Source organism: Aeromonas sp. ASNIH7 (genome assembly GCF_002903485.1).
In the GTDB taxonomy this organism is placed as follows: Bacteria; Pseudomonadota; Gammaproteobacteria; order Enterobacterales; family Aeromonadaceae; genus Aeromonas; species Aeromonas caviae.
In genome coordinates this window covers 3,215,484-3,236,106 of the sequence record NZ_CP026226.1, presented here as the reverse complement: position 1 = coordinate 3,236,106, position 20,623 = coordinate 3,215,484, and the positions used below count along the sequence as shown (strand labels likewise).

The 20,623-nt window shown below is 62.2% G+C and carries 18 protein-coding genes and 3 pseudogenes; 15 read left to right on the top strand and 6 right to left on the bottom strand.

Going from position 1 to position 20,623, the window contains the following annotated elements:
* The first annotated feature begins 171 nt into the window (after positions 1-171).
* The 12 genes and pseudogenes from C2U47_RS15185 to C2U47_RS15135 all read left to right on the top strand — a co-directional run bounded on the left by C2U47_RS15185 (position 172) and on the right by C2U47_RS15135 (position 11,733).
* Positions 172-459: a hypothetical protein gene (locus C2U47_RS15185; RefSeq protein WP_010675399.1), complete on the top strand. Its 288-nt coding sequence runs from the start codon at positions 172-174 to the stop codon at positions 457-459.
* 150 nt (positions 460-609) lie between these two features.
* On the top strand, positions 610-1,278 hold the full coding sequence (torD, locus tag C2U47_RS15180; protein ID WP_010675400.1) for a molecular chaperone TorD: 669 nt from the start codon (positions 610-612) through the stop codon (positions 1,276-1,278).
* Positions 1,279-1,285: 7 nt separating this feature from the next.
* Positions 1,286-1,654 carry a hypothetical protein gene (locus C2U47_RS15175; RefSeq protein ID WP_010675401.1) on the top strand — a complete coding sequence of 123 codons (369 nt, stop codon included), beginning with the start codon at positions 1,286-1,288 and terminating at the stop codon, positions 1,652-1,654.
* A 106-nt stretch (positions 1,655-1,760) separates the two neighbouring features.
* A pseudogene (locus C2U47_RS23785) lies at positions 1,761-2,144 on the top strand (PAS domain-containing protein); the annotation flags it as partial.
* A gap of 96 nt (positions 2,145-2,240) precedes the next feature.
* Positions 2,241-3,548, top strand: a pseudogene (locus C2U47_RS15170) (putative bifunctional diguanylate cyclase/phosphodiesterase); the annotation flags it as partial.
* Between the two features lie 175 nt (positions 3,549-3,723).
* Positions 3,724-5,670, top strand: coding sequence for an acetate--CoA ligase (gene acs / locus C2U47_RS15165; RefSeq protein ID WP_010675403.1), 1,947 nt, complete (start codon positions 3,724-3,726; stop codon positions 5,668-5,670).
* 283 nt (positions 5,671-5,953) lie between these two features.
* Complete coding sequence (aroQ, locus tag C2U47_RS15160; protein WP_010675404.1) at positions 5,954-6,403, top strand: type II 3-dehydroquinate dehydratase; 450 nt, start codon at positions 5,954-5,956, stop codon at positions 6,401-6,403.
* Positions 6,404-6,439: 36 nt separating this feature from the next.
* Positions 6,440-6,901, top strand: a complete 462-nt coding sequence (accB, locus tag C2U47_RS15155; RefSeq protein ID WP_010675405.1) for an acetyl-CoA carboxylase biotin carboxyl carrier protein — start codon at positions 6,440-6,442, stop codon at positions 6,899-6,901.
* A 15-nt stretch (positions 6,902-6,916) separates the two neighbouring features.
* Positions 6,917-8,257, top strand: coding sequence for an acetyl-CoA carboxylase biotin carboxylase subunit (accC, locus tag C2U47_RS15150; RefSeq protein ID WP_010675406.1), 1,341 nt, complete (start codon positions 6,917-6,919; stop codon positions 8,255-8,257).
* A 268-nt stretch (positions 8,258-8,525) separates the two neighbouring features.
* Positions 8,526-8,774 (top strand): YhdT family protein, encoded by a 249-nt coding sequence (locus C2U47_RS15145; protein ID WP_069784406.1) that lies wholly within the window; start codon positions 8,526-8,528, stop codon positions 8,772-8,774.
* Positions 8,764-10,221 (top strand): sodium/pantothenate symporter, encoded by a 1,458-nt coding sequence (panF, locus tag C2U47_RS15140; protein ID WP_069784405.1) that lies wholly within the window; start codon positions 8,764-8,766, stop codon positions 10,219-10,221. Before C2U47_RS15145 ends, panF begins: the two co-directional genes overlap by 11 nt.
* 87 nt (positions 10,222-10,308) lie before the next feature.
* The gene (locus C2U47_RS15135) at positions 10,309-11,733 is read left to right on the top strand and encodes a PTS transporter subunit EIIC (protein WP_069784404.1); all 1,425 of its coding nucleotides are present in this window, start codon (positions 10,309-10,311) and stop codon (positions 11,731-11,733) included.
* Here the strand turns inward: C2U47_RS15135 and C2U47_RS15130 are convergent, their stop codons facing one another.
* A complete protein-coding gene (locus C2U47_RS15130) occupies positions 11,734-12,606 on the bottom strand; it encodes a LysR family transcriptional regulator (RefSeq protein ID WP_042014452.1) in 873 nt (290 codons plus the stop codon).
* A gap of 100 nt (positions 12,607-12,706) precedes the next feature.
* Here C2U47_RS15130 and C2U47_RS15125 point away from each other — a divergent pair, with 100 nt between their 5' ends.
* The 3 genes from C2U47_RS15125 to C2U47_RS15115 all read left to right on the top strand — a co-directional run bounded on the left by C2U47_RS15125 (position 12,707) and on the right by C2U47_RS15115 (position 16,113).
* The gene (locus tag C2U47_RS15125) at positions 12,707-13,723 is read left to right on the top strand and encodes a zinc-binding alcohol dehydrogenase family protein (RefSeq protein WP_069784403.1); all 1,017 of its coding nucleotides are present in this window, start codon (positions 12,707-12,709) and stop codon (positions 13,721-13,723) included.
* A 531-nt stretch (positions 13,724-14,254) separates the two neighbouring features.
* Entirely contained in the window at positions 14,255-15,133 is an 879-nt protein-coding gene (gene prmA / locus C2U47_RS15120; RefSeq protein WP_069784402.1) for a 50S ribosomal protein L11 methyltransferase, read from the top strand.
* Between the two features lie 431 nt (positions 15,134-15,564).
* Entirely contained in the window at positions 15,565-16,113 is a 549-nt protein-coding gene (locus tag C2U47_RS15115; RefSeq protein WP_069784401.1) for a sugar O-acetyltransferase, read from the top strand.
* A gap of 20 nt (positions 16,114-16,133) precedes the next feature.
* Here C2U47_RS15115 and C2U47_RS23780 read toward each other — a convergent pair whose 3' ends face one another.
* From C2U47_RS23780 to C2U47_RS15100, 5 genes and pseudogenes are all read right to left on the bottom strand, one after another.
* Entirely contained in the window at positions 16,134-16,502 is a 369-nt protein-coding gene (locus tag C2U47_RS23780) for a CZB domain-containing protein (protein WP_231563281.1), read from the bottom strand.
* Positions 16,503-16,526: 24 nt separating this feature from the next.
* Positions 16,527-16,880: pseudogene (locus C2U47_RS23775) on the bottom strand (methyl-accepting chemotaxis protein); the annotation flags it as partial.
* Positions 16,881-16,922: 42 nt separating this feature from the next.
* A complete protein-coding gene (locus tag C2U47_RS23340) occupies positions 16,923-17,162 on the bottom strand; it encodes a hypothetical protein (RefSeq protein WP_233735818.1) in 240 nt (79 codons plus the stop codon).
* A 601-nt stretch (positions 17,163-17,763) separates the two neighbouring features.
* Positions 17,764-18,312 (bottom strand): NAD(P)H nitroreductase, encoded by a 549-nt coding sequence (locus tag C2U47_RS15105; RefSeq protein ID WP_069784400.1) that lies wholly within the window; start codon positions 18,310-18,312, stop codon positions 17,764-17,766.
* Between the two features lie 107 nt (positions 18,313-18,419).
* Positions 18,420-20,447 carry an NADPH-dependent 2,4-dienoyl-CoA reductase gene (locus C2U47_RS15100; protein WP_069784466.1) on the bottom strand — a complete coding sequence of 676 codons (2,028 nt, stop codon included), beginning with the start codon at positions 20,445-20,447 and terminating at the stop codon, positions 18,420-18,422.
* Between the last annotated feature and the right edge of the window lie 176 nt (positions 20,448-20,623).

Below are 20,623 nucleotides of genomic sequence, written 5' to 3'. Positions count from 1 at the left end.
CCACACCAGCAATCCGGCTCCAGCCATCGTCCCCGCTTCCCGGGCAAGGCGATGAAAACCAGAGCCAGATCATGGATATAGCATTTACTAACAGATAACATCTTTAGGCCATGGGACATCTGCACGAGCGGGTGTCGCTCCCTGCCATCCCGGAACACAAGGGGAAACGCCATGATGGATCATCTGATGCTGTTCGTGATTGTCGCGGTCTTCGCTCTCTTCTACTGGGTCTACTACACCGCCAGCCGCAAGGGTGCCTGCACCGCCAACTGGGAGACACTTCCCACACGGGAGCAGTACCTGGCGGCCCATCCCGGCGCCGCCGACGGGGATCTCATTTTCTGCATCCATTGCGGTCATCATCAGCAGCGGGAGGTCGGCCTGGTGCACCAGATGGATTACCGCCGCCAGCACATCTGCCCCCGTTGCAAGCAGGTGCTCTATCGCGTCGAGGAGTAGGTCGGCCTCCTCGTCGCCCACGGTGATCCCGCGAATGCGACCCCCTCGCCTGGCGCTATCCGGCCAAAAGGCCCCATGAGTTTCCTTTATTTTTAAAGTCGTTAGAATCGGGGGCCATCAAGGCTCCCGATTGTCATCCACGGAGGAAAAATGCAGGAATTCATGGCGACCAGCGAACGCCGGGCCGAGCTTTACTGGTGGTTTTCCACCCTGTTTGCTGCCGAACTCAGTGATGCACAGATCGCTGAATACGACACCTATGACGTGCGCAGCTTCTTGAAGAGCCTCTCCACTCTCGATCCCATGCGCGAAGCCGTGGCTGAGCTCAACGACGCCATCGCCCGATTGCTGGTGCGCCCCGAGCGCCAGACGGCCCTGGCCGCCGACTTCGCCGGCCTGTTCCTGAGCGCTCCCGAGCAGGGTGCCCTGCCCTACGAATCCCTCTACCGGGGCGAAGGCAAGCAGCTGATGCAGGCCCCCATGACCGAGATGCAGGCACGCCTCGATCGCCTCGGCATCAACGTCAGCGACAAATACAATGAGCCTGCCGATCATCTGGCCATCGAGCTGGATCTGATGGGCAGCCTCATCATCCGCGCCGCCGAGTCGACCACCGCCGACCAGCGCGAGGCGTGGCTTGGCGAGCAGGAGTCCCTGCTGCACGGCCACCTGCTGGGCTGGTTCGAGCGCTTCGAGCAGGCCTGCCGGGCCGCCGACACGTTTGGCTTCTACGGTGCCAGTGCCCGCCTGCTGGGGGTGTTCCTCAAGATGGACGCCAACTACCTCTCCCTGGTCAAACCGGCACCGTCCGCCGACTGAGCCCGGCATGAAGACAGCCCTGCTTCTTATCGCATGCTGGCTGCTGGCCCTGATCCCGCTGGATCAGGGTCTCACTCCCCTCGTGACGCTGCTGTTCAACCCGGACCGCGCGCTCTACAGCACCGCCCAGCTCACCGGCTTTGCCGGCATCCTGCTGACCCTCTACCTCGCCAATCTCGGGGTGGAAGTGGTGCTGCGTCGCCGCTTCCAGATAGCGGGCATGCTGGCCCTGCTCGCCGCCTGGACAGATTTCATCAACAGCAGCGGCACCGAGAGCCACTGGCTGGTGCTCTACGCCATGGCGTTGCCGTTTCATCTGGTGGGCTGGCTGGTATTTGTTCGCGGGATCCAGGCGTTTGGCCGCCAGAAAGGCTGACATCTCGTTGATTTCACACCCTTCTCACACTTTCTTTCTCTCCTGACACTTCCTGCCATACTGACACAGTCGTCCAAATGACAAAGCAATCAATTCAGGAGCCTCCATGGAAAAAGTGCTACCCGAATCGGTTCCGACACGGCATTTGTCAGGCCCGCTCTCTCCCCACGAGTTGCAACAGCTGTTCGCCCAGGCGCCCGTCGGGATTGGGGTCTTCGATCACGAATTCAGGTGTCGCGACGTCAACGGACGCTTTGCCGAACTGACCGGCCTCGCACGGGCAGAGCACCCGGGCAAGATGCTGTTCGACATTGTCCCTGCCCAGACTCCCCAGCTGCTCCCGCTGTTTCAGCAACTGCGGCAAGGTCCCCCCCGATGCACATTTGAGGTGGAAATGGTCGGTCTCTCCCGCGCGGCCTCCCCCGCACGCTGGCAAGTGAGCGTCAGCTCCGTGCTGGATGAGGACGGCACCTTCAGCGGCATCGTCCTCGTGATGAGGGAGTCCGCACAGACAGGCCCCCACCTCGACGCGCCCGTGTCACCCGGCCTGCAGGAGATGACCCACCTTCATGCACTGCGTCTCTATCAGGCCGAAGCCCGCTTGCAGCACCTCTCCTATTACGATCCCCTCACCGATCTCGGCAATCGCCATCTGCTGCAAGAGCGCCTCACCCTGGAGATAGAGACGGCCAGGGTGAACCACCACGTCCTGGCGCTGCTGTTCATCGATCTCGACGGCTTCAAGCTCATCAACGACAACCTGGGGCACAGTGCCGGCGATCTGCTGCTCAAGCTGTCGGCAGACCGCATTCGCCACTGCCTGCGCCCCGGAGACATCGCCATCCGGCTGGGGGCAGACGAATTTCTGGTGTTGCTGCCCGCCATCAGAGACACCCAGGATCTGCTGGGTCTCATCGAGGGGTTGCAACGCAGGCTGCACGATCCCGCCGACATCGGCCAGGAGCGGGTGAGGCTCTCCGCCAGCATCGGCGTCTCCCTCTATCCGGAGCATGGCCAGACCCCGGACAGCCTTATCAGCGCGGCGGACAACGCCATGCATGAAGCCAAGCGCCGTGGCCGCAACGGCTATCTGTTCCACTCCCCCGACATGACGGCACAGACCAGGGAGCGGATGCTGCTGGAGCAGGGACTGCTCAAGGCCATTGAGCAGCAAGAGTTTCGCCTGCTCTACCAACCCATGACGGATCTGGCGGATGGTCATCTCAGCGGCCTGGAGGCCCTGATCCGCTGGCAGCATCCCAGCCTTGGCATGATATCCCCGGACCGTTTCATTCCGGTGGCAGAGGAGTGCGGTCTCATCGAACCATTGGGCGAATGGGTGATGCGCACCGCCTGCCGGCAAGGTCAGCAGTGGCTGGCAGAAGGGCTCGCCGTGCCCCGGCTCTCGGTCAATGTGTCGGTCAGGGAGATGCGCTCCCACGACTACGTGGAGCGGGTGACAGCCATTCTGGCCGAGACCGGTTTTCCTGCCGAACGGCTGGAGATCGAGGTGACCGAGAGCATCATCCAGAGCGTGGATCACAGTCTGCGGCTCTTCACCCGCCTCAAGGCGCTGGGGGTACAGATCGCCATCGACGACTTCGGCACCGGTTTCTCCTCCCTGAGCCTGCTCAGGAGCCTGCCCATCGATCGCATCAAGATAGACAGGGCCTTCGTCCAGGCGTTGCCCGACGACAAGCACAGCCGCGAGCTGTGCCGTACCATAGTCCAGCTGGCCAGCTCCCTCGGCATGGCCGTCACGGCGGAAGGGATAGAAACCCAGCCCCAGCGCAAGTTCCTGCAATCCCTGCGTTGCGAAGAGGGACAGGGCAACCTGTTCAGCCATCCCCTGCCAGAACCCAGCCTGCCTCCCCTGCTCCCCCTCCGCCATTGAGCCTTGGCCGCGCCACCACGCAAGCAAAGAAGGGAGCCCATGGCTCCCTTCTGCTTCATCATCATGGCTTCCCGCCCGCTATCTTCGTCGCTATCCAAAAGTCTAATTGCCCTCGGGAACCAAAGGTATAAGTTGTTACTCAATCATTAAGAAAATGTATTCACAGGAGTGAGAGATGAGCGAGAGCAAGGTCTACCCGGTCAAGGCCCACATCGGCAACGGCGCCCTGCTGGACAAGGAAGGTTATGAAGCCATGTATCAGGCATCGGTGCAGGATCCGGACGCCTTCTGGGGGGAGCAGGGCAAGATCCTCGACTGGATGACCCCCTACACCCGCGTCAAGAACACCTCCTACGATCCGGGCCACGTCTCCATCAAGTGGTATGAGGATGGCCTGCTCAACGTCTCGGCCAACTGCCTGGATCGCCATCTGAGCGAGCGCGGCGACAAGGTCGCCATCATCTGGGAAGGGGACAACCCGGCCGAAGATCGCAAGATCACCTATCGCGAACTGCACGCCGAAGTATGCAAGTTTGCCAACGTGCTCAAAGCCCAGGGGGTCAAGCGTGGCCACATGGTCTGCCTTTATATGCCCATGGTGCCGGAGGCGGCCATCGCCATGCTGGCCTGTACCCGCATCGGGGCCGTGCACAGCATCGTCTTCGGCGGCTTCTCGCCGGAGGCGCTCTCGGGCCGCATCATCGACTCCGGCGCCTCCGTCGTCATCACCGCCGATGAGGGGCTGCGAGGCGGTCGCCCCATCCCCCTCAAGAAGAACGTGGATGAGGCCCTTACCCACCCGGATACCAAGGTCAGCAAGGTGATCGTCCTCAAGCGCACCGGTGGCAACGTGGCCTGGCACGAGCACAGAGACATCTGGTGGCATGATGCGGTCAACGCCGCCAGCCCGGATTGTCCGCCCGAAGCCATGGGCGCCGAAGATCCCCTGTTCGTGCTCTACACCTCCGGCTCCACCGGCAAACCCAAGGGTGTGCTGCACACCACGGGCGGCTATCTGGTCTATGCCGCCCTCACCTTCAAATACGTGTTCGACTACCACGAAGAGGACATCTACTGGTGTACCGCCGACGTGGGCTGGGTCACCGGTCACTCCTATCTGGTCTACGGGCCACTGGCCAACGGCGCCACCACCGTCATGTTCGAAGGGGTGCCCAATTACCCGGCCACCAACCGCATGAGTCAGGTGGTGGACAAACACCAGGTCACCATCCTCTATACCGCCCCCACCGCCATTCGCGCACTGATGGCCAAGGGCAAGGAGGCTGTCGAAGGCACTTCCCGCACCAGCCTGCGCATAATGGGGTCGGTGGGTGAACCCATCAACCCGGAAGCCTGGGAGTGGTACTACCGCACCATCGGCGACGAGCGCTGCCCCATCGTCGACACCTGGTGGCAGACCGAAACCGGCGGCATCCTCATCACTCCGCTGCCCGGCGTCACCACGCTCAAGCCCGGCTCGGCCACCCGTCCCTTCTTCGGAGTACAGCCTGCTCTGGTGGACAACCTGGGTGAGCCGCTGGAAGGCGCCACCGAGGGCAACCTGGTGATCACCGACTCCTGGCCCGGCCAGATGCGTACCGTGTTCGGCGATCACGAGCGCTTCGAGCAGACCTACTTCTCCACCTTTCCGGGTCGCTACTTCACCGGCGACGGTGCCCGTCGCGACGAGGACGGCTACTACTGGATCACCGGCCGGGTGGATGATGTACTCAACGTCTCCGGCCACCGCATGGGCACCGCCGAAATCGAGTCCGCTCTGGTGGCCCATCCGAAGATCGCCGAAGCGGCGGTGGTGGGCGTTCCCCACGAGATCAAGGGACAGGGTATCTACGCCTATGTCACCCTGATCGCCGGGGAAGAGCCGAGCCGCGAGCTGCACAAGGAAGTGAAGGAGTGGGTGCGCAAGGAGATTGGCGCCATCGCGACCCCGGACGTGATCCACTGGGCCGAGGGGCTGCCCAAGACCCGTTCCGGCAAGATCATGCGGCGCATATTGCGCAAGATCGCCACCGGCGAAACCGACAGCCTGGGGGATATCTCCACCCTGGCGGATCCGGGGGTCGTGGACAAGCTGATCCGCGAGAAGTCGGAAGCGGCCTGAGTCTCTTCCCCACGTCAACAGAGCCGGCCACGTGCCGGCTTTGTTGTCTTCGGGATCCGGACAGGGCAGAGTTCGGTGGCAGGCAGGGGTTGCGGGCAAACCAGGCCAATAAATAGCCAGATGTAGAGATTAGACCAGTAAAATGCTGCTAATTTTCACGAAATCAATATAATTGCGAAATCTGTGTGTCAGGGCACACCGATTTGTGCAAAAATTGGCTAGATTTTTGGTAGTCCAAAGATAGCTGATAGATAGCAGCATAATCATCGAGGATGTACTCAATATGTCGCAACATCACCGAATCCTCCTGCTTAACGGCCCCAATCTGAATCTGCTGGGCAAGCGGGAACCGGGAATCTACGGCAGCAAGACGCTCGATGAGATCGTCGCCGATCTGCAGCGCAGCGCCAGCGAACTCGGTGTCACCCTGGAACATCTGCAATCCAATGCCGAGCACGAGCTGATCGGCCGCATCCATCAGGCCATGGGCCAGGTGGATTTCATCATCATCAATCCCGCCGCCTTCACCCATACCAGCGTTGCCCTGCGCGATGCCCTGCTGGGTGTGGCCATCCCCTTTATCGAGGTTCACCTGTCAAACGTTCATGCCAGGGAGCCCTTCCGTCATCACTCCTATCTGTCTGATATCGCCAAGGGGGTGATCTGCGGGTTGGGTGCCGATGGTTACCAATTCGCTTTAACCGCGGCCGTGCATCAGTTGCGCGCGGCTTGATAATCACTGATCAGATAAAGAAGAAAGAGAATGCTAATGGATATCCGCAAAATCAAGAAGCTGATTGAACTGGTTGAAGAGTCCGGCATCGCCGAGCTGGAAATCTCCGAAGGGGAAGAGTCCGTTCGCATCAGCCGTAATTTCTCCGGCCAGGTTAGCGTTGCCCCGCAGATGATCATGCCCCAGGCCGCGGCTCAGGTTGCCGCACCGGTTGCCGCTGCTCCGGCAGCAGCCGCTGCACCTGCTGCCGATGCCGCCCCGAGCGGTCATCTGATGCGCTCCCCCATGGTGGGCTCCTTCTACCGCTCCTCCAGCCCGGAAGCCAAGCCGTTCGTGGAAGTCGGTCAGCACGTCAATGTCGGCGACACCCTGTGCATCGTCGAAGCCATGAAAATGATGAACCAAATCGAGTCTGACAAGGCCGGCGTGATCAAAGCGATCCTGGTTGAAAATGGTCAGGCCGTCGAGTTTGACGAGCCGCTGTTCATCATCGAATAAGGGAAAATGCCACCCATGTTGGACAAAGTTGTCATCGCCAACCGCGGTGAAATTGCCCTGCGGATCCTGCGCGCCTGCAAAGAGCTCGGGATCAAGACAGTGGCCGTTCACTCCACTGCCGATCGGGAGCTCAAGCATGTGCTCCTGGCGGACGAAACCATCTGCATCGGCAAACCTGCCAGCGGTGAGTCCTACCTCAATGTGCCGGCCATCATCGCCGCCGCCGAGGTGACCGGTGCCGTCGCCATCCACCCGGGCTACGGCTTCCTCTCCGAGAATGCCGACTTCGCCGAAGTGGTCGAGAAATCCGGCTTCATCTTCATCGGCCCGCGCGCCGAGACCATTCGCCTGATGGGTGACAAGGTCTCCGCCATCGAGGCGATGAAGAAGGCGGGCGTGCCCTGCGTACCCGGCTCCGACGGCCCGGTGGACAACGATGCCAAGCGCAACGCCGCCATCGCCAAGCGGATCGGGTATCCGGTGATCATCAAGGCCGCCGGTGGCGGTGGTGGTCGCGGCATGCGCGTGGTGCGCAACGAGGCCGAACTGGCCTCCGCCATCGCGCTGACCAAATCCGAAGCGGGCCAGTTCTTCAAGAACGACATGGTCTACATGGAGAAGTACCTGGAGAATCCGCGCCACATCGAGATCCAGGTGCTGGCTGACGGTCAGGGTACCGCCCTCTATCTGGGTGAGCGGGACTGCTCCATGCAGCGCCGTCACCAGAAGGTCGTGGAAGAGGCGCCGGCCCCCGGCATCACCGACGAGATGCGCAAGTTCATCGGTGAGCGCTGCGTGCGCGCCTGTCTCGAGATCGGCTACCGCGGTGCGGGTACCTTCGAGTTCCTGTACGAGAACGGCGAGTTCTATTTCATCGAGATGAACACCCGTATCCAGGTGGAGCATCCGGTCACCGAGATGGTCACCGGCGTCGACCTCATCAAGGAGCAGCTGCGCATTGCCGCCGGTCAGCCCCTGTCGATCACCCAGCAGGACATCCGCATCCGTGGCCACGCCATCGAGTGCCGGATCAATGCCGAAGATCCGGCCACCTTCCTGCCCTCTCCCGGTCTCATCCAGCGCTTCCACGCGCCGGGCGGCCTGGGCGTGCGCTGGGAATCCCACATCTATGCGGGTTACAAGGTCCCCCCCTACTACGACTCCATGATCGGCAAGCTGATCTGCTACGGGGAGAACCGTGACGTGGCCATCGCCCGCATGCGTCACTCCCTCGACGAGCTGGTGGTGGAAGGGATCAAGACCAACATCGCCCTGCAAAAAGAGATCATGAAGGACGAAAACTTCCAGCACGGTGGCACCAACATCCACTACCTGCACAAGAAGTTGGGTCTGTAATGGCTTGAGGCCCGACCCATTGAGCACGGTGGCAGCATGAGCAGCCACTACCTGCACAAGAAGCCGGGTCTGTAATGGCTTGAGACCCGACCCATTGAGCACGGTGGCAGCACAGAACAGCCACCACCTGCACAAGAAGTCGGGTCTGCAAAGACCCCTTTCATCGGGAAATTGCGCGATCCACCCGGATCGCCAACGTAAAAAAGGGCCATGGCGACATGGCCCTTTTTTGTTATTCTTGCGCCCCGCTCACTCGTCGGAGGCCACAGTGAACCGTTTCGTACTCGCCCGTCGGGAAGCAGCCTTCTGCCTGCTGCTGACCCTGCTCTACTTTGTCGCCTGGTATGGCTCGGCTTATTTCATCCCCGAGGATCTCGAGCTGTGGGACCTGCCTCTCTGGTTCCTGCTTAGTTGCATCCTGATGCCGCTGCTGTTCATCGGCCTCTGCGCCCTCATGGTGGATCGCCTGTTCGTCGATATTCCCCTGGATAGCGAGGTACCACCCCATGAATCTTGAGCTGATGCTGCCGCTCTGCATCTATCTTGTGCTGGTACTGGGGGTCGGTTTCTGGGCCAGTCGCCACCGGACCGGCGGCAACTTCATGCAGGAGTATTTCATCGGCAACCGCAGCATGGGGGGGCTGGTGCTCGCCATGACCCTGGTGGCCACTTATACCTCTGCATCGTCCTTCATCGGCGGGCCGGGAGCCGCCTACAAGGTCGGCCTCGGCTGGGTGCTACTGGCGATGATCCAGCTGCCCACCGTCTGGCTCACCCTGGGGGTGCTTGGCAAGAAGTTCGCCATCATCGCCCGCCGGGTCAACGCGGTGACCATCAACGACATGCTCTGGGCCCGCTACCAGAGCAGGGCGGTGGTCGTGCTGGGTTCAGTCACCATCATCCTCGCCTTCATCGCCACCATGGTGGTGCAGTTCATCGGCGGCGCCCGCCTCCTGGAAACGGCGACCGGCCTCAGCTATCAGCAGGGGCTCTTCCTGTTTGCCAGTTGCGTGCTGCTCTACACGGTGATCGGCGGCTTTCGCGCCGTGGTGATGACGGATGCCCTGCAGGGCATCGTCATGCTCATCGGCACTGGCGCCCTGCTGGCGGGCATCCTCATCGCCGGTGACGGGTTGCCGAATCTTGTCCACCAGCTCAAGGAGATAGATCCCAAGCTGGTGAGCCCCCAGGGGGCTGGCGACATGCTGACCCAGCCCTTCATGCTGAGCTTCTGGGTGCTGGTCTGCATCGGGGTGGTGGGCTTGCCCCACTCGGCGCTGCGCTGCTTTGGCTACCGGGACAGCAAGGCGCTGCACCGGGGCATCCTCATCGGCACCATCGTCTGCGCCCTGCTGATGTTCGGCATGCACCTGGCCGGGGCACTGGGCCGCGCCATCCTGCCCGGCATGGACAGCCCGGACAAGATCATGCCCTCCCTGATGATGGAGGTGCTCCCCCCCTGGCTGGCCGGGGTCTTCCTGGCCGCCCCCATGGCGGCCATCATGTCCACCATCGACTCCCAGCTGATCCAGGCCTCCGCCACCCTGGTGAAAGATCTCTACCTCAATTACCTCAACCCCAGGCAGGAGAAGCTGGAGGTCCGGGTGCCGCGCCTCTCCCTGCTCTGCACCCTGATCCTGGGTACCCTGGTGCTGCTGGCGGCGCTCCAGCCCCCCGAGATGATCATCTGGCTCAACCTGCTCGCCTTCGGCGGCCTGCAGGCGGTCTTCCTCTGGCCCCTGGTGCTCGGCCTCTACTGGTCCAGGGCCAACGGCCCGGGAGCCCTGGCCAGCATGGTCTGCGGCATCCTCTGTTACGGCACCTTGAGCCAGTGGGGGATCAAGGTGACCGGCCTGCACGCCATCGTCCCGAGCCTGGCCCTTGGCCTGGCGGCCTTTGTTCTTGTCAGCCTGCTCACTCCTGCCCCGGATCAGCGTGTCCGTCGATTGTTTGATCAAAATTAAGAAAAGGATCAATAAAGGAAGGCTCGCCTATTCCCAAATGGGGGCTCACGGGTAAAATGTGCGCCACGTCACAAATACCGTGCCCCCATGCCAGTCCAGAACGCCAGAAAGATCCTGACCCAGTCCTTGCAGCGCCTCGGCTATGCCCTGTTGCTGCCCGTCTCCATCCTGCCCCTGGCCGCCCTACTCCACCGGCTCGGCCAGCCGGACGTGCTGGATCTCGCCGTGCTCTCCCTCGCCGGTCGCGCCCTGTTCAGCCAGATGCCGCTCATCTATGCGGTGGCCATCGCCTTCGGGTTGAGTCGCCAGGGGCAAGGAGCTCAGGCGCTCGCCGGTGCGGTCAACTTCCTGCTGCTGAGCTCGGCGCTGGGCACCCTGGTGCCCGGGCTGCATGCGGACATGATCTGCGGCCTGCTGGCCGGGCTCGTCACCGCCATGGTCTGCTCCCGGGCCCGTGCTCTGCGGCTGCCGGGCTGGTTGCGCCCCCTGCAGGAAGATCTGCCGGGCATGTTGCTCTCGGCGCTGGCCTGCCTGCTGCTGGTGCTTCCCCTCTCCATCCTCTGGCCGCTGCTGGAACAGGGGCTCACCCTGCTCGCCTCCGATCTGCTCACCACGCCATTTGGCGCCTTCTGCTACGGCGTGCTGAACCGGCTGCTGATCCCCCTCGGCCTGCACCAGGTGCTGGGCAGCCTCATCGGGCTCGGGGAGAGCAACCTGCAAGCCCTCTCGACCGCCCAGCCACTGCATGAAGGCTATGTGGCCGGGCTCTATCCGGTCATCATGTTCGGCCTGCCCGGTGCCTGTTTTGCCATCTGGATCCATCGCCAGCGGATGCAGCAACTGCCCCAGGGAGGGCTGCTGCTCACCCTGGCGCTCACCTCGGCACTGGTGGGCATCACGGAGCCCATCGAGTTCCTGTTTGCCTTCACCGCTCCCTGGCTGTTTCTGGCCCATGCCCTGCTGACCGGTCTGTCGCTGGCCATCTGCAGCGGGCTCGACATCCAGGTGGGCAGCTACTTTTCTGCCGGATTGCTGGATCTGGTGCTGAGCTACCACGCCGGTCTGCACAGCTTCTGGCTCATCCCCCTGGGTATCCTCTTCTTCGTCGTCTATGCCCTGCTCTTCTCCCGGCTGCTGGAACACGCTCCCCTCAGTCTGCCGGGCAAGCCCATCGCCGAGGATCTCTCCCGGCTCGCGACCGTGGCCCCCACCGATCCCCAGATGCTGGCTATCCAGTACCTCAAGATGCTGGGGGGCATGGACAACCTGCAGGCCATGAGCGTCTGCCTGACCCGCCTCAGCCTGCGGGTTCGCGACATGGCCCTGGTGGATCAATCCTGCCTGGCCAGACTGGGCTGCCTCTCCTGGGTCGTGCTCAACGAACATCAGCTGGTGCTGGTGCTCGGCCCCCATGCCGGCCTCATCGAAGGGCAGATCCGCATGCTGGCGGAACGCCAGTCGGTCCCGCTCGGTCTCGAACCGGCTCAGGCTCCCCTTGGCCAGCACCAGTGATCAGGCGAAGGGAAGACGTTCGGCCACGAAGTCCATCAGGCTGCGAAGGGCGGGGGCCAGGTGTTCCCGGCTCGGGTAGATGAGATAGAAGGGGTTCACCGGGACCAGGAGATCCGGCAGCACCTTGAGCAGTCGCCCCGCCGCCAGATCGTCGCCGCAGACATGGGCCGGCAGCAGGGCAATCCCCCCGTCATGGAGTGCCAGCTCCCGCAGCGCCAACAGGCTGTTGCTCTGGCAGGCCCCGCGAGGGCGCCAGCCCCCCTCCTGCAATGGCCACACCGGCAAGGAGCCATGTACCAGGCAGGCGTGTCCGGCCAGCTCCGAGAGCTGGAGCGGCGTCCCGTTGGCCGCCAGGTAACCGGGAGATGCCACCAGATGGCGCGCCACCTGGCCGATGCGCCGGCAGATGAGGCTGGAATCTTTCAGCGGCGCCGCCCGCAGCGCCAGATCGTAACCTTCCCCCACCAGATCCAGCTGTTCATCGCAAAGGGTCAGCTCCAGCACCACCTCGGGGTAGAGGGCGCGAAATTCGGCCAGTATCCGGCCAAGCAGCAAGGTTCCCGTGGCTTCGGGAGCAGTGATCCGCACCCGCCCTCCAGGAGCCGCGCGCAACCGCGCCATCGCCAGATTGGCGCTGCGCGCCAGTGCCAGCAGCTCCTGACAATGGGCCACATAGACCTCCCCCTGGGGTGTCAGGCTGAGCCTGCGGGTGGTGCGTTGCAGCAACCTCACCCCGAGCCGGGATTCGAGGCGCGAGATCTTCTGGCTCACCGAGGACTTGGGCATGCCGAGCACCTCGGCCGCCCCGGTGAAGCTCCCCTGCTCCACCACGGTGGCGAACAGCCCCATCAACTCCAGTTCGACATTGTTCATATATTCAAACAGTCTTTACCAATTACCCATCTTAATCTTGATAATCATCCAGACTAGAGTAAGTGGCAATCCCGAACACTGCTATTTGAAAGGAAAAGCCATGAAAGCCATCGCCCTGACTCACTATCTGCCAAGCAACCACCCCCACTGCTTCATCGAGAGCGATCTGCCCGATCCGACACCGGGCCCGCGGGATCTGCTGGTACGGGTCAACGCCACCTCCATCAATCCGGTCGACACCAAGGTACGCGCCCCCAAGGACAAGGTCGAAAGCAGCCCCCGCGTGTTGGGCTGGGACGCCGTGGGCGAGGTGATCGCCGTCGGTAGCGACGTCACCCTGTTCAAGGCCGGTGACAGGGTCTGGTATGCCGGCGACATCAGCCGCCCGGGCAGCAACAGCGCCCTGCAACTGGTGGATGAGCGCATTGCCGCCATCGCCCCAGTCACCCTGACCGATCTGGAAGCCGCCGCCCTGCCGCTCACCGCCATCACCGCCTGGGAAACCCTGTTCGAGCGCATGAGCCTTACCCGAGAAAGCACCGGGCGACTGCTGATCATCGGGGGCGCCGGCGGGGTCGGTTCCATCGCCATCCAGCTCGCCCGCCAGCTCACCGGCATGGAGGTGATCGCCACCGCGTCGCGCCCAGAAACCCGGGAATGGTGCCTGGACATGGGAGCCCACCAGGTGGTGAGCCATCACCATCTGCAGGCGGAGCTCAAGGCACTCGGCATCAGCGAGGTGGATGCCATCTTCTGCACCAACGCCACCGAGCAGCACTGGAACACCATGGCCAGCCTCATCCGTCCGTTTGGTCACATCTGCACCATCGCCGAGTCCAGTGAACCCTGGGATCTGGGTCTGCTCAAACCAAAGAGCGTCACCTTCAGCCAGGAGTTCATGTTTACCCGCTCCCTGTTCCAGACCCCGGACATGATAGAGCAGCACAACCTGCTCGGCCGGGTCGCGGCCCTGATCGATGAAGGGGTGCTCAAGACCACCCTCAGCAAGGTGGTGCCCGAACTGACGCCCCTCACCCTGGCCCGGGCTCATGCCGAGCTGGAAGCGGGTCGCATGGTGGGCAAGCTGGTGATCGACATGAGCGGTTTCCATCGCTGAGGCGCCGCCCAAGCGGGCCTTACCGTCCAGCCTATTCCCTTGTAGGTAAATAAATGCACCATCATGGGGTGAAATCACCAGTGACAAGCCCCAAGAGTGCACAGCCCCGCAGGTGATCTTTGTCCCTGACGGGGCATCTCCCCCGAAAAAACCATAAAAAAGAGGCCATCCCGTCGGGATGGCCCTAAAAACCTGAACGTTGGGGTAACAATCACACACATATCCTTATGCAGGACATCTGTAACTTTGCAGATAGCGTGCCAATCTCTGCTTTTCCCTCCCAATTAACCATTTTTCAGCGCACCGGCATAAAAAAAGCCACCCGAAGGTGGCTGAAAAAAGATGACGGAACTTCATAGAGCAAAGCATTCAGCGGGAACAAGTTGCTTCCCGTCACCCATGAAGGAATACATTAACCGTGCCAACTTGGCAGAGTTACCTCCCTTCCCCATGAGGCCATGGTCAAACCACGACAGCACGGGTCCATGATGATAGAATCCCGCGGTTTCACATTTATGAAGAGCCGACGCCATGCCCTGGATACAAATTCGAATCAACGCCACTGCCAAGACCGCAGACAAGGTGAGCAACATGCTGCTGGGGCGTGGGGCCCAGGCGGTGACCTTTATGGATGCCAAGGATGTGCCCGTCTATGAGCCCATGCCCGGTGAAACCCCGCTCTGGGGCGAGACCGAAGTAATGGGACTGTTCGATGCCGAAACCGATCCGGCTCCCACCATCACCTTCTTCCAGCAGATCTTCGGTGAAGACGTGGGCTACAAGGTCGAACAGCTGGAAGACAAGGACTGGGTGCGCGAGTGGATGGATCACTTCCACCCCATGCAGTTCGGCGAGCGGCTCTGGATCTGTCCGAGCTGGCGCGACGTGCCGAACCCCGATGCGGTCAACGTCATGCTGGACCCGGGCCTGGCCTTCGGCACCGGTACCCACCCCACCACGGCGCTCTGCCTGCAGTGGCTGGACGGGCTGGATCTGGCCGGCAAAACCGTGGTCGACTTTGGTTGCGGCTCCGGCATCCTCGGCATCGCCGCCCTGAAACTGGGGGCCGCCCGGGTCATCGGCATCGACATCGATCCTCAGGCCATCCAGGCCAGCCGTGACAACGCCGAGCGAAATGGCGTAGCCGACCAGATTGAACTCTACCTGCCGGCGGATCAACCGCAAGACCTCGAAGCGGACGTGGTGGTCGCCAACATCCTGGCCGGCCCGCTGCGGGAGCTGGCGCCGCTGATCGCCGGTCACGGCAAGGCGGGCAGCCTGATGGCCCTCTCCGGCGTGCTGGAAAGCCAGGCGCCAGAGCTGGAGACCATCTATGGCCAGTGGTTCGAGATGGACCCGACCGCCGTGAAAGAGGAGTGGTGCCGCCTCTCCGGTCGCAAACTCGGCTGATAAACAACAAGCCACGGCAGTTGCCAACCCATCAGCCGCACACTCGGCTGATAAACAACAAGCCACGGTGGCTGCCAACCCATCGGCCGTAAACTCGGCTGATAAGCAACAAGCCACGGCAGTTGCCAACCCATCAGCCGCACACTCGGCTGATAAGCAACAAGCCACGGTGGCTGCCAACCCATCGGCCGCAAACTCGGCTGATAAACAACAAGCCACGGCAGTTGCCAACCCATCAGCCGCACACTCGGCTGACAAGCAACAGGCCACAGCGGCAACACTTAGGTCGTTGAACGACAAGGGCACCCCAGCAGGGTGCCCTTGTCGTTTCCGGACGCCCATTCTCCTTCTGCCCACTCTGGGGAGAGCCTCACGCTTCTCTGCCTCCCGATGGCTTATCCTCTCTTCCTCCACCCCATCGAGGCCCAGTCATGACCGAATACGAGAAGATGATCGCCAGCCAGCCTTACAACTGCATAGCGCCAGAGCTGGAGCTGTTGCGCCGGGAGACGGCCCGCCTGTACCGCCGCTTCAATCGTAGCGACGAGGAGGATGAACAGCTGGCGCTGCTGCTGCAGATCGTCGGCGAGCTGGCACAGGGTGCCTTCATCTGCCCACCCTTCTACTGCACCTATGGCCGCCACATCCACCTTGGCAAGGGTAGCTACATCAACATGGGGGCCACCCTGCTGGACAATGCCCCCATTCACATCGGTGCCGAGGTGATGATTGGGCCGAACGTGCAGATCTACACCGCCGCCCATGCGCTGGACGCCGATGAGCGCATTCAGGGGGTTGAGACGGCGCTGCCGGTCACCATCGAAGACAGGGTCTGGATAGGCGGCGGCGCCATTCTGCTGCCCGGCGTCACCATAGGGCGGGAAGCCGTCGTGGGTGCGGGCTCGGTCGTGACCAGAGATGTACCGGCCGGTGCCAGGGTGGCAGGCAACCCGGCACGGCTGCTGCCAGTCAAAGGTTGAGCGGAAGGCCCGAGGCTCGCTCAGGCGCTTTCCAGCAAGCGGTCGATGCAGTGCACCACCTGCATGCTGGCGTTTTCCATGGTCTTGAGCTGCTCGACCATGCTTTTGATATCCCCCTGCTCGCGCGCGTGCAGGGCGGCCTTGCCGCTCTCGTGGACCCGCTTGTGGGGCCCGTCCAGTTCACGAAAGCCCGGCTTGTGGGCGAAGAGCTCCGCACCCTGCCCCTCGAAATACCATTTGCCCAGCCTACACTGAGCGTGGTCGCTCACCGGCTCGTGAAAATGCTGCTGATCGATGAGCCGATAGATGGTGTTCTTCCAGACGGCGTGATCCAGCTTGGTGGTATTGAGGAAGGAGGTGGAGGCCGCACTGTGGATCACCTGCTGCATCCGGCCTGATTGTGCCAGCACCTGGGTCACCACCACATCGATCTGGGAGGAGGAGGTCGCCACCTCGGCGGCACTGGCCTGGTTGTCATCGATGATGGACTTGATCTCCTGCGCCTGGGCCACTATCTGTCTGACCAGCACCTCGATCTGGCTGCTGGCCTCATGGGCCTTGCTAGCCAGCTGACGCACCTCATCGGCGACCACGACGAATCCACGGCCAGCCTCACCGGCCCTGGCCGCCTCGATGGCCGCATTGAGTGCCAGCAGGTTGGTCTGATCCGAAATGCCCTGGATGGCGGTCACGAACTGGTTGATGGCGGATGTGCTGGCATCGAGCTGATGGACGGCTGCGAGGCTGCGAGCCGCCTCATCCGTGATGGCATGGGCGCGCTCGGAGAGACGGGTGATGGCGCCCCGGGTCTAGGCAAAGAGCTGATCCAGCTCGCAGAGCGCGCCCTTTTCCGCCATCAGGTGCTCGGCACTGCCGGCCAGTGCTTCCCGCACGCTCTGCAGCATCTCACCTCCCTGGTTCTGGCAGGAGATAACTTGATTGAAGAGATCGCCACGCTCCCGGCTGGTGCGCTGCATGTGCTCGTATTCACCGATGGTGGCGCGCAATTCGGCCAGCTCGCTCTGGTGCTGCTGCTCTTTGAGAAGCATCGTCTCCCTGAGCTGTTGATTCTCTTTTTCAAGCTTGCGGTTGAACCACATATGGCCTCCGGATGGCAAAGGTGCGGGCAGTCGACATTGAAGGGAAGCCGCTGGCTCTCTTGTCTCTGCCGATGCTGGCGGATCCCGGGCCGGATTTCACCTGCAAATGCAGGATATTTGACCCTGATCCTGATTCCAATCGAGACCACATCAATGGCTGTGCAAAAGATCGCCGGAAAGAGACAAGGTGAGGTAGAGAAGAGGCAGAAGAGAGGCAGAGGAGAAAGAACGCTGACGTGCCGATCCCGCAAAAAAATGAAGCCCAATGTCATCAAGACGTTGGGCTCTAAAAAGGTGCTACGGAATTGCGACTCTCATCGCAGAAAATTAGAAGGGGTCACCTTCTAAACTGGCAGTGGGATAATAACGTGGCGCAAACGTTTTACATAGCGTAATAAACCAGGAGTGAGAAGAATCTCTCACAATTCAAAAAATGTCCGGCCAACCCCCTTCTCCCCTCTTGGCAAGTGCGCATTTATCAGTACAGCCTGACGGCTTTGTCAGAAAACAAAAAAGCCCTGAATAATCAGGGCTTTTGGCGTTCTGTGCTTCAGAAGCTGCGCACGAAGTCCTGGATGGGCAACTCGCGCAGCTTGCGGGCCTCCAGCATGGGGGTGCCAAGGTAGAGGAAGCCCACCAGTTGATCCTCCGGTGCCAGCCCCAGTGCACCATGGATCTGCTCGTCGAAGATGAACCAGCCGGAGCGCCAGATGCCGTTGAAGCCCTGGGCCTGGGCCGCCATCTGCATCGCCATCAGGGCGCAACCGGCAGAGAGCTCCTGCTCCAGTTTCGGTACCTTGGGGTGCGCCTGATAACGGGTCGCCACCGCGATCACCAGGGGAGCACGCAGTGGCGCGGCGCGGCACTTCTCGACACTGTCCGCATCCTCGCCACGGGCATGGGCGGCATCGGCCAGCAATGCCCCCAGGCGCTCACGCCCCTCCCCTTCAAACAGAATGAACTGCCAGGGGGTCAGAGTGCCGTGATCCGGCGCCCGCAGCCCGGCCTTGAGGATATTGTCGAGCACTTCGCCACTCGGGGCAGGCTCGGCCAGACGACCACAGGAGTGGCGATTGAGTAACAGATGGAGGGCATCCATGGGGCAGTTCCTTGTCAAAGGCGATGATGGCGCTACCTTAGCACAGCACCGGATGAAGAAAACCCCTGGGGTTCAGGGGTTTGTCAGGATACGAAAGGTCCGGGAGGCTAGATGACGGCAGCCAGCTCCGCCCCTTGCCGGATGGCGCGTTTGGCATCCAGCTCGGCGGCCACGTCGGCCCCGCCGATGATGTGCACCGGCTTGCCAGCAGCCTGCAGACCGGCCTGCAACTCCTTGAGGGGCTCCTGTCCGGCACAGATGATCACCTGATCCACCGGCAGGCACTGCTGCTGGTCGCCCACCTGGATGTGAAGCCCGGCATCGTCGATACGCAGGTACTGGACGCCGGAGAGCATCTGCACCTTGCGATTCTTGAGCACGGTGCGATGGATCCAGCCGGTGGTCTTGCCAAGGCCGTCGCCCACCTTGCTCTCCTTGCGCTGGAGCAACCAGATCTGGCGCTCGGGCGCATCGATCTCGGGGGTAGTCAGGCCGCCGCGCTCACCGAGTTGCTTGTCGATGCCCCACTCCTTGAGCCAGTGATCGCGATGGCTTTCAGCATCCGGCGATCCTCTCTTCTCCACCAGGTATTCGGCCACATCGAAGCCGATACCACCGGCGCCGATCACCGCCACCTTCTCGCCCACCGGCTTGTGATCACGCAAGACATCGAGGTAGCTCATCACCTTGGCATGCTCGATACCCGGAATGTTGGGAGTGCGCGGGCGGATGCCGGTGGCGAGGATCACCTCGTCAAAACCGCCGCCCAGCAGGCTCTCGGCACTCTGGCGCTGGCCCAGATAGAGCTCGACGCCGCACTTCTCAAGCCGTTTGGCGAAGTAGCGCAGGGTCTCGTGAAACTCCTCCTTGCCCGGGATCTGCTTGGCAAAGTTGAACTGGCCGCCGATTTCGCTCGCCTGATCGAACAGGCTCACCTGATGGCCCCGCTCGGCGGCATAGCAGGCAAACGCCAGCCCCGCAGGACCCGCCCCCACCACCGCCAGCTTCTTGGGCTGGGGCACCCGGCCAAACGTCAACTCGGTCTCGAAACAGGCGCGGGGATTGACCAGGCAGGAGGCACGCTTTTGCTTGAACACGTGGTCGAGGCAGGCCTGGTTGCAGGCGATGCAGGTGTTGATCTCGTCCGCCCTGTCTTCAGCCGCCTTGATGACGAACTCGGGGTCTGCCAGGAAGGGGCGCGCCATGGAGACCATGTCCGCCTCCCCCCCCGCCAGGATGCGCTCTGCCACCTCGGGGGTGTTGATGCGGTTGGTGGTGATGAGGGGCACCTTGAGGTGCTTTTTCAGCTCGGCGGTCACCCAGCTGAAGGCACCGCGCGGCACGCTGGTGGCGATGGTGGGAATGCGCGCCTCGTGCCAGCCGATACCGGTGTTGATGAGGGTCACCCCCACCTGCTCCAGTGCCCGGCCAAGGGTGATCACTTCCTCAAGGGAGGAGCCCTGCTCCACCAGATCCAGCATGGAGAGGCGGAAGATGATGATGAAATCCGTGCCCACCCGCTCCCGCATGGCGCGGACAATCTCCACCGGGAAGCGCATGCGGTTTTCGCTGCTGCCACCCCAGCCGTCGGTGCGCTTGTTGGTGCGCTCGCAGATGAACTGGTTGATGAGATAGCCTTCCGAGCCCATCACCTCGACCCCGTCATAACCGGCCGCCTTGGCCAGCGCCGCAGTGGCGGCGAAGTCGCGAATGGTGCCGCGGATCTGCCGCTCGCTCATGGCCCGCGGCTTGAACGGGGAGATGGGAGCCTTGAGGGCGCTCGGCGCCAGGCTGAACGGATGGTAGGCGTAGCGGCCCGCATGAAGGATCTGCAGCGCTATCTTGCCCCCTTCCTGATGCACTGCCTCGGTCACCTTGCGGTGTTTGGCTACCTGCCAGGGAAAGCTCAGCTGGGAGCCGTGGGGCACCAGCCGCCCCCGCAAATTGGGGGCGATACCGCCGGTCACGATGAGACCGACCCCGCCACGGGCCCGCTCACCATAGAAGGCGGCCAGCTTGTCAAAGCCCCCCTTTTCCTCCTCGAGGCCGGTGTGCATGGACCCCATCAGTACGCGGTTGCGCAACTGGGTAAAACCCAGATCGAGGGGGGTCAGCAGCGTGGGATAACGGCTCATGATGCACTCCTTGTCGAGGTCGATGTGCACGGGGTCATGCTCCAGCCTTCCTGGCTGCCTCGGGTGACGGGCAGTAAAAAGAAGGGGTGGGTGGAGGTGGGGCCGGCTCATCGGGCCTTTCAGTTAATTTTTTGTTATCAAACTGGAGCTAGAGTAAAGAATCGAAAACTCTTTTT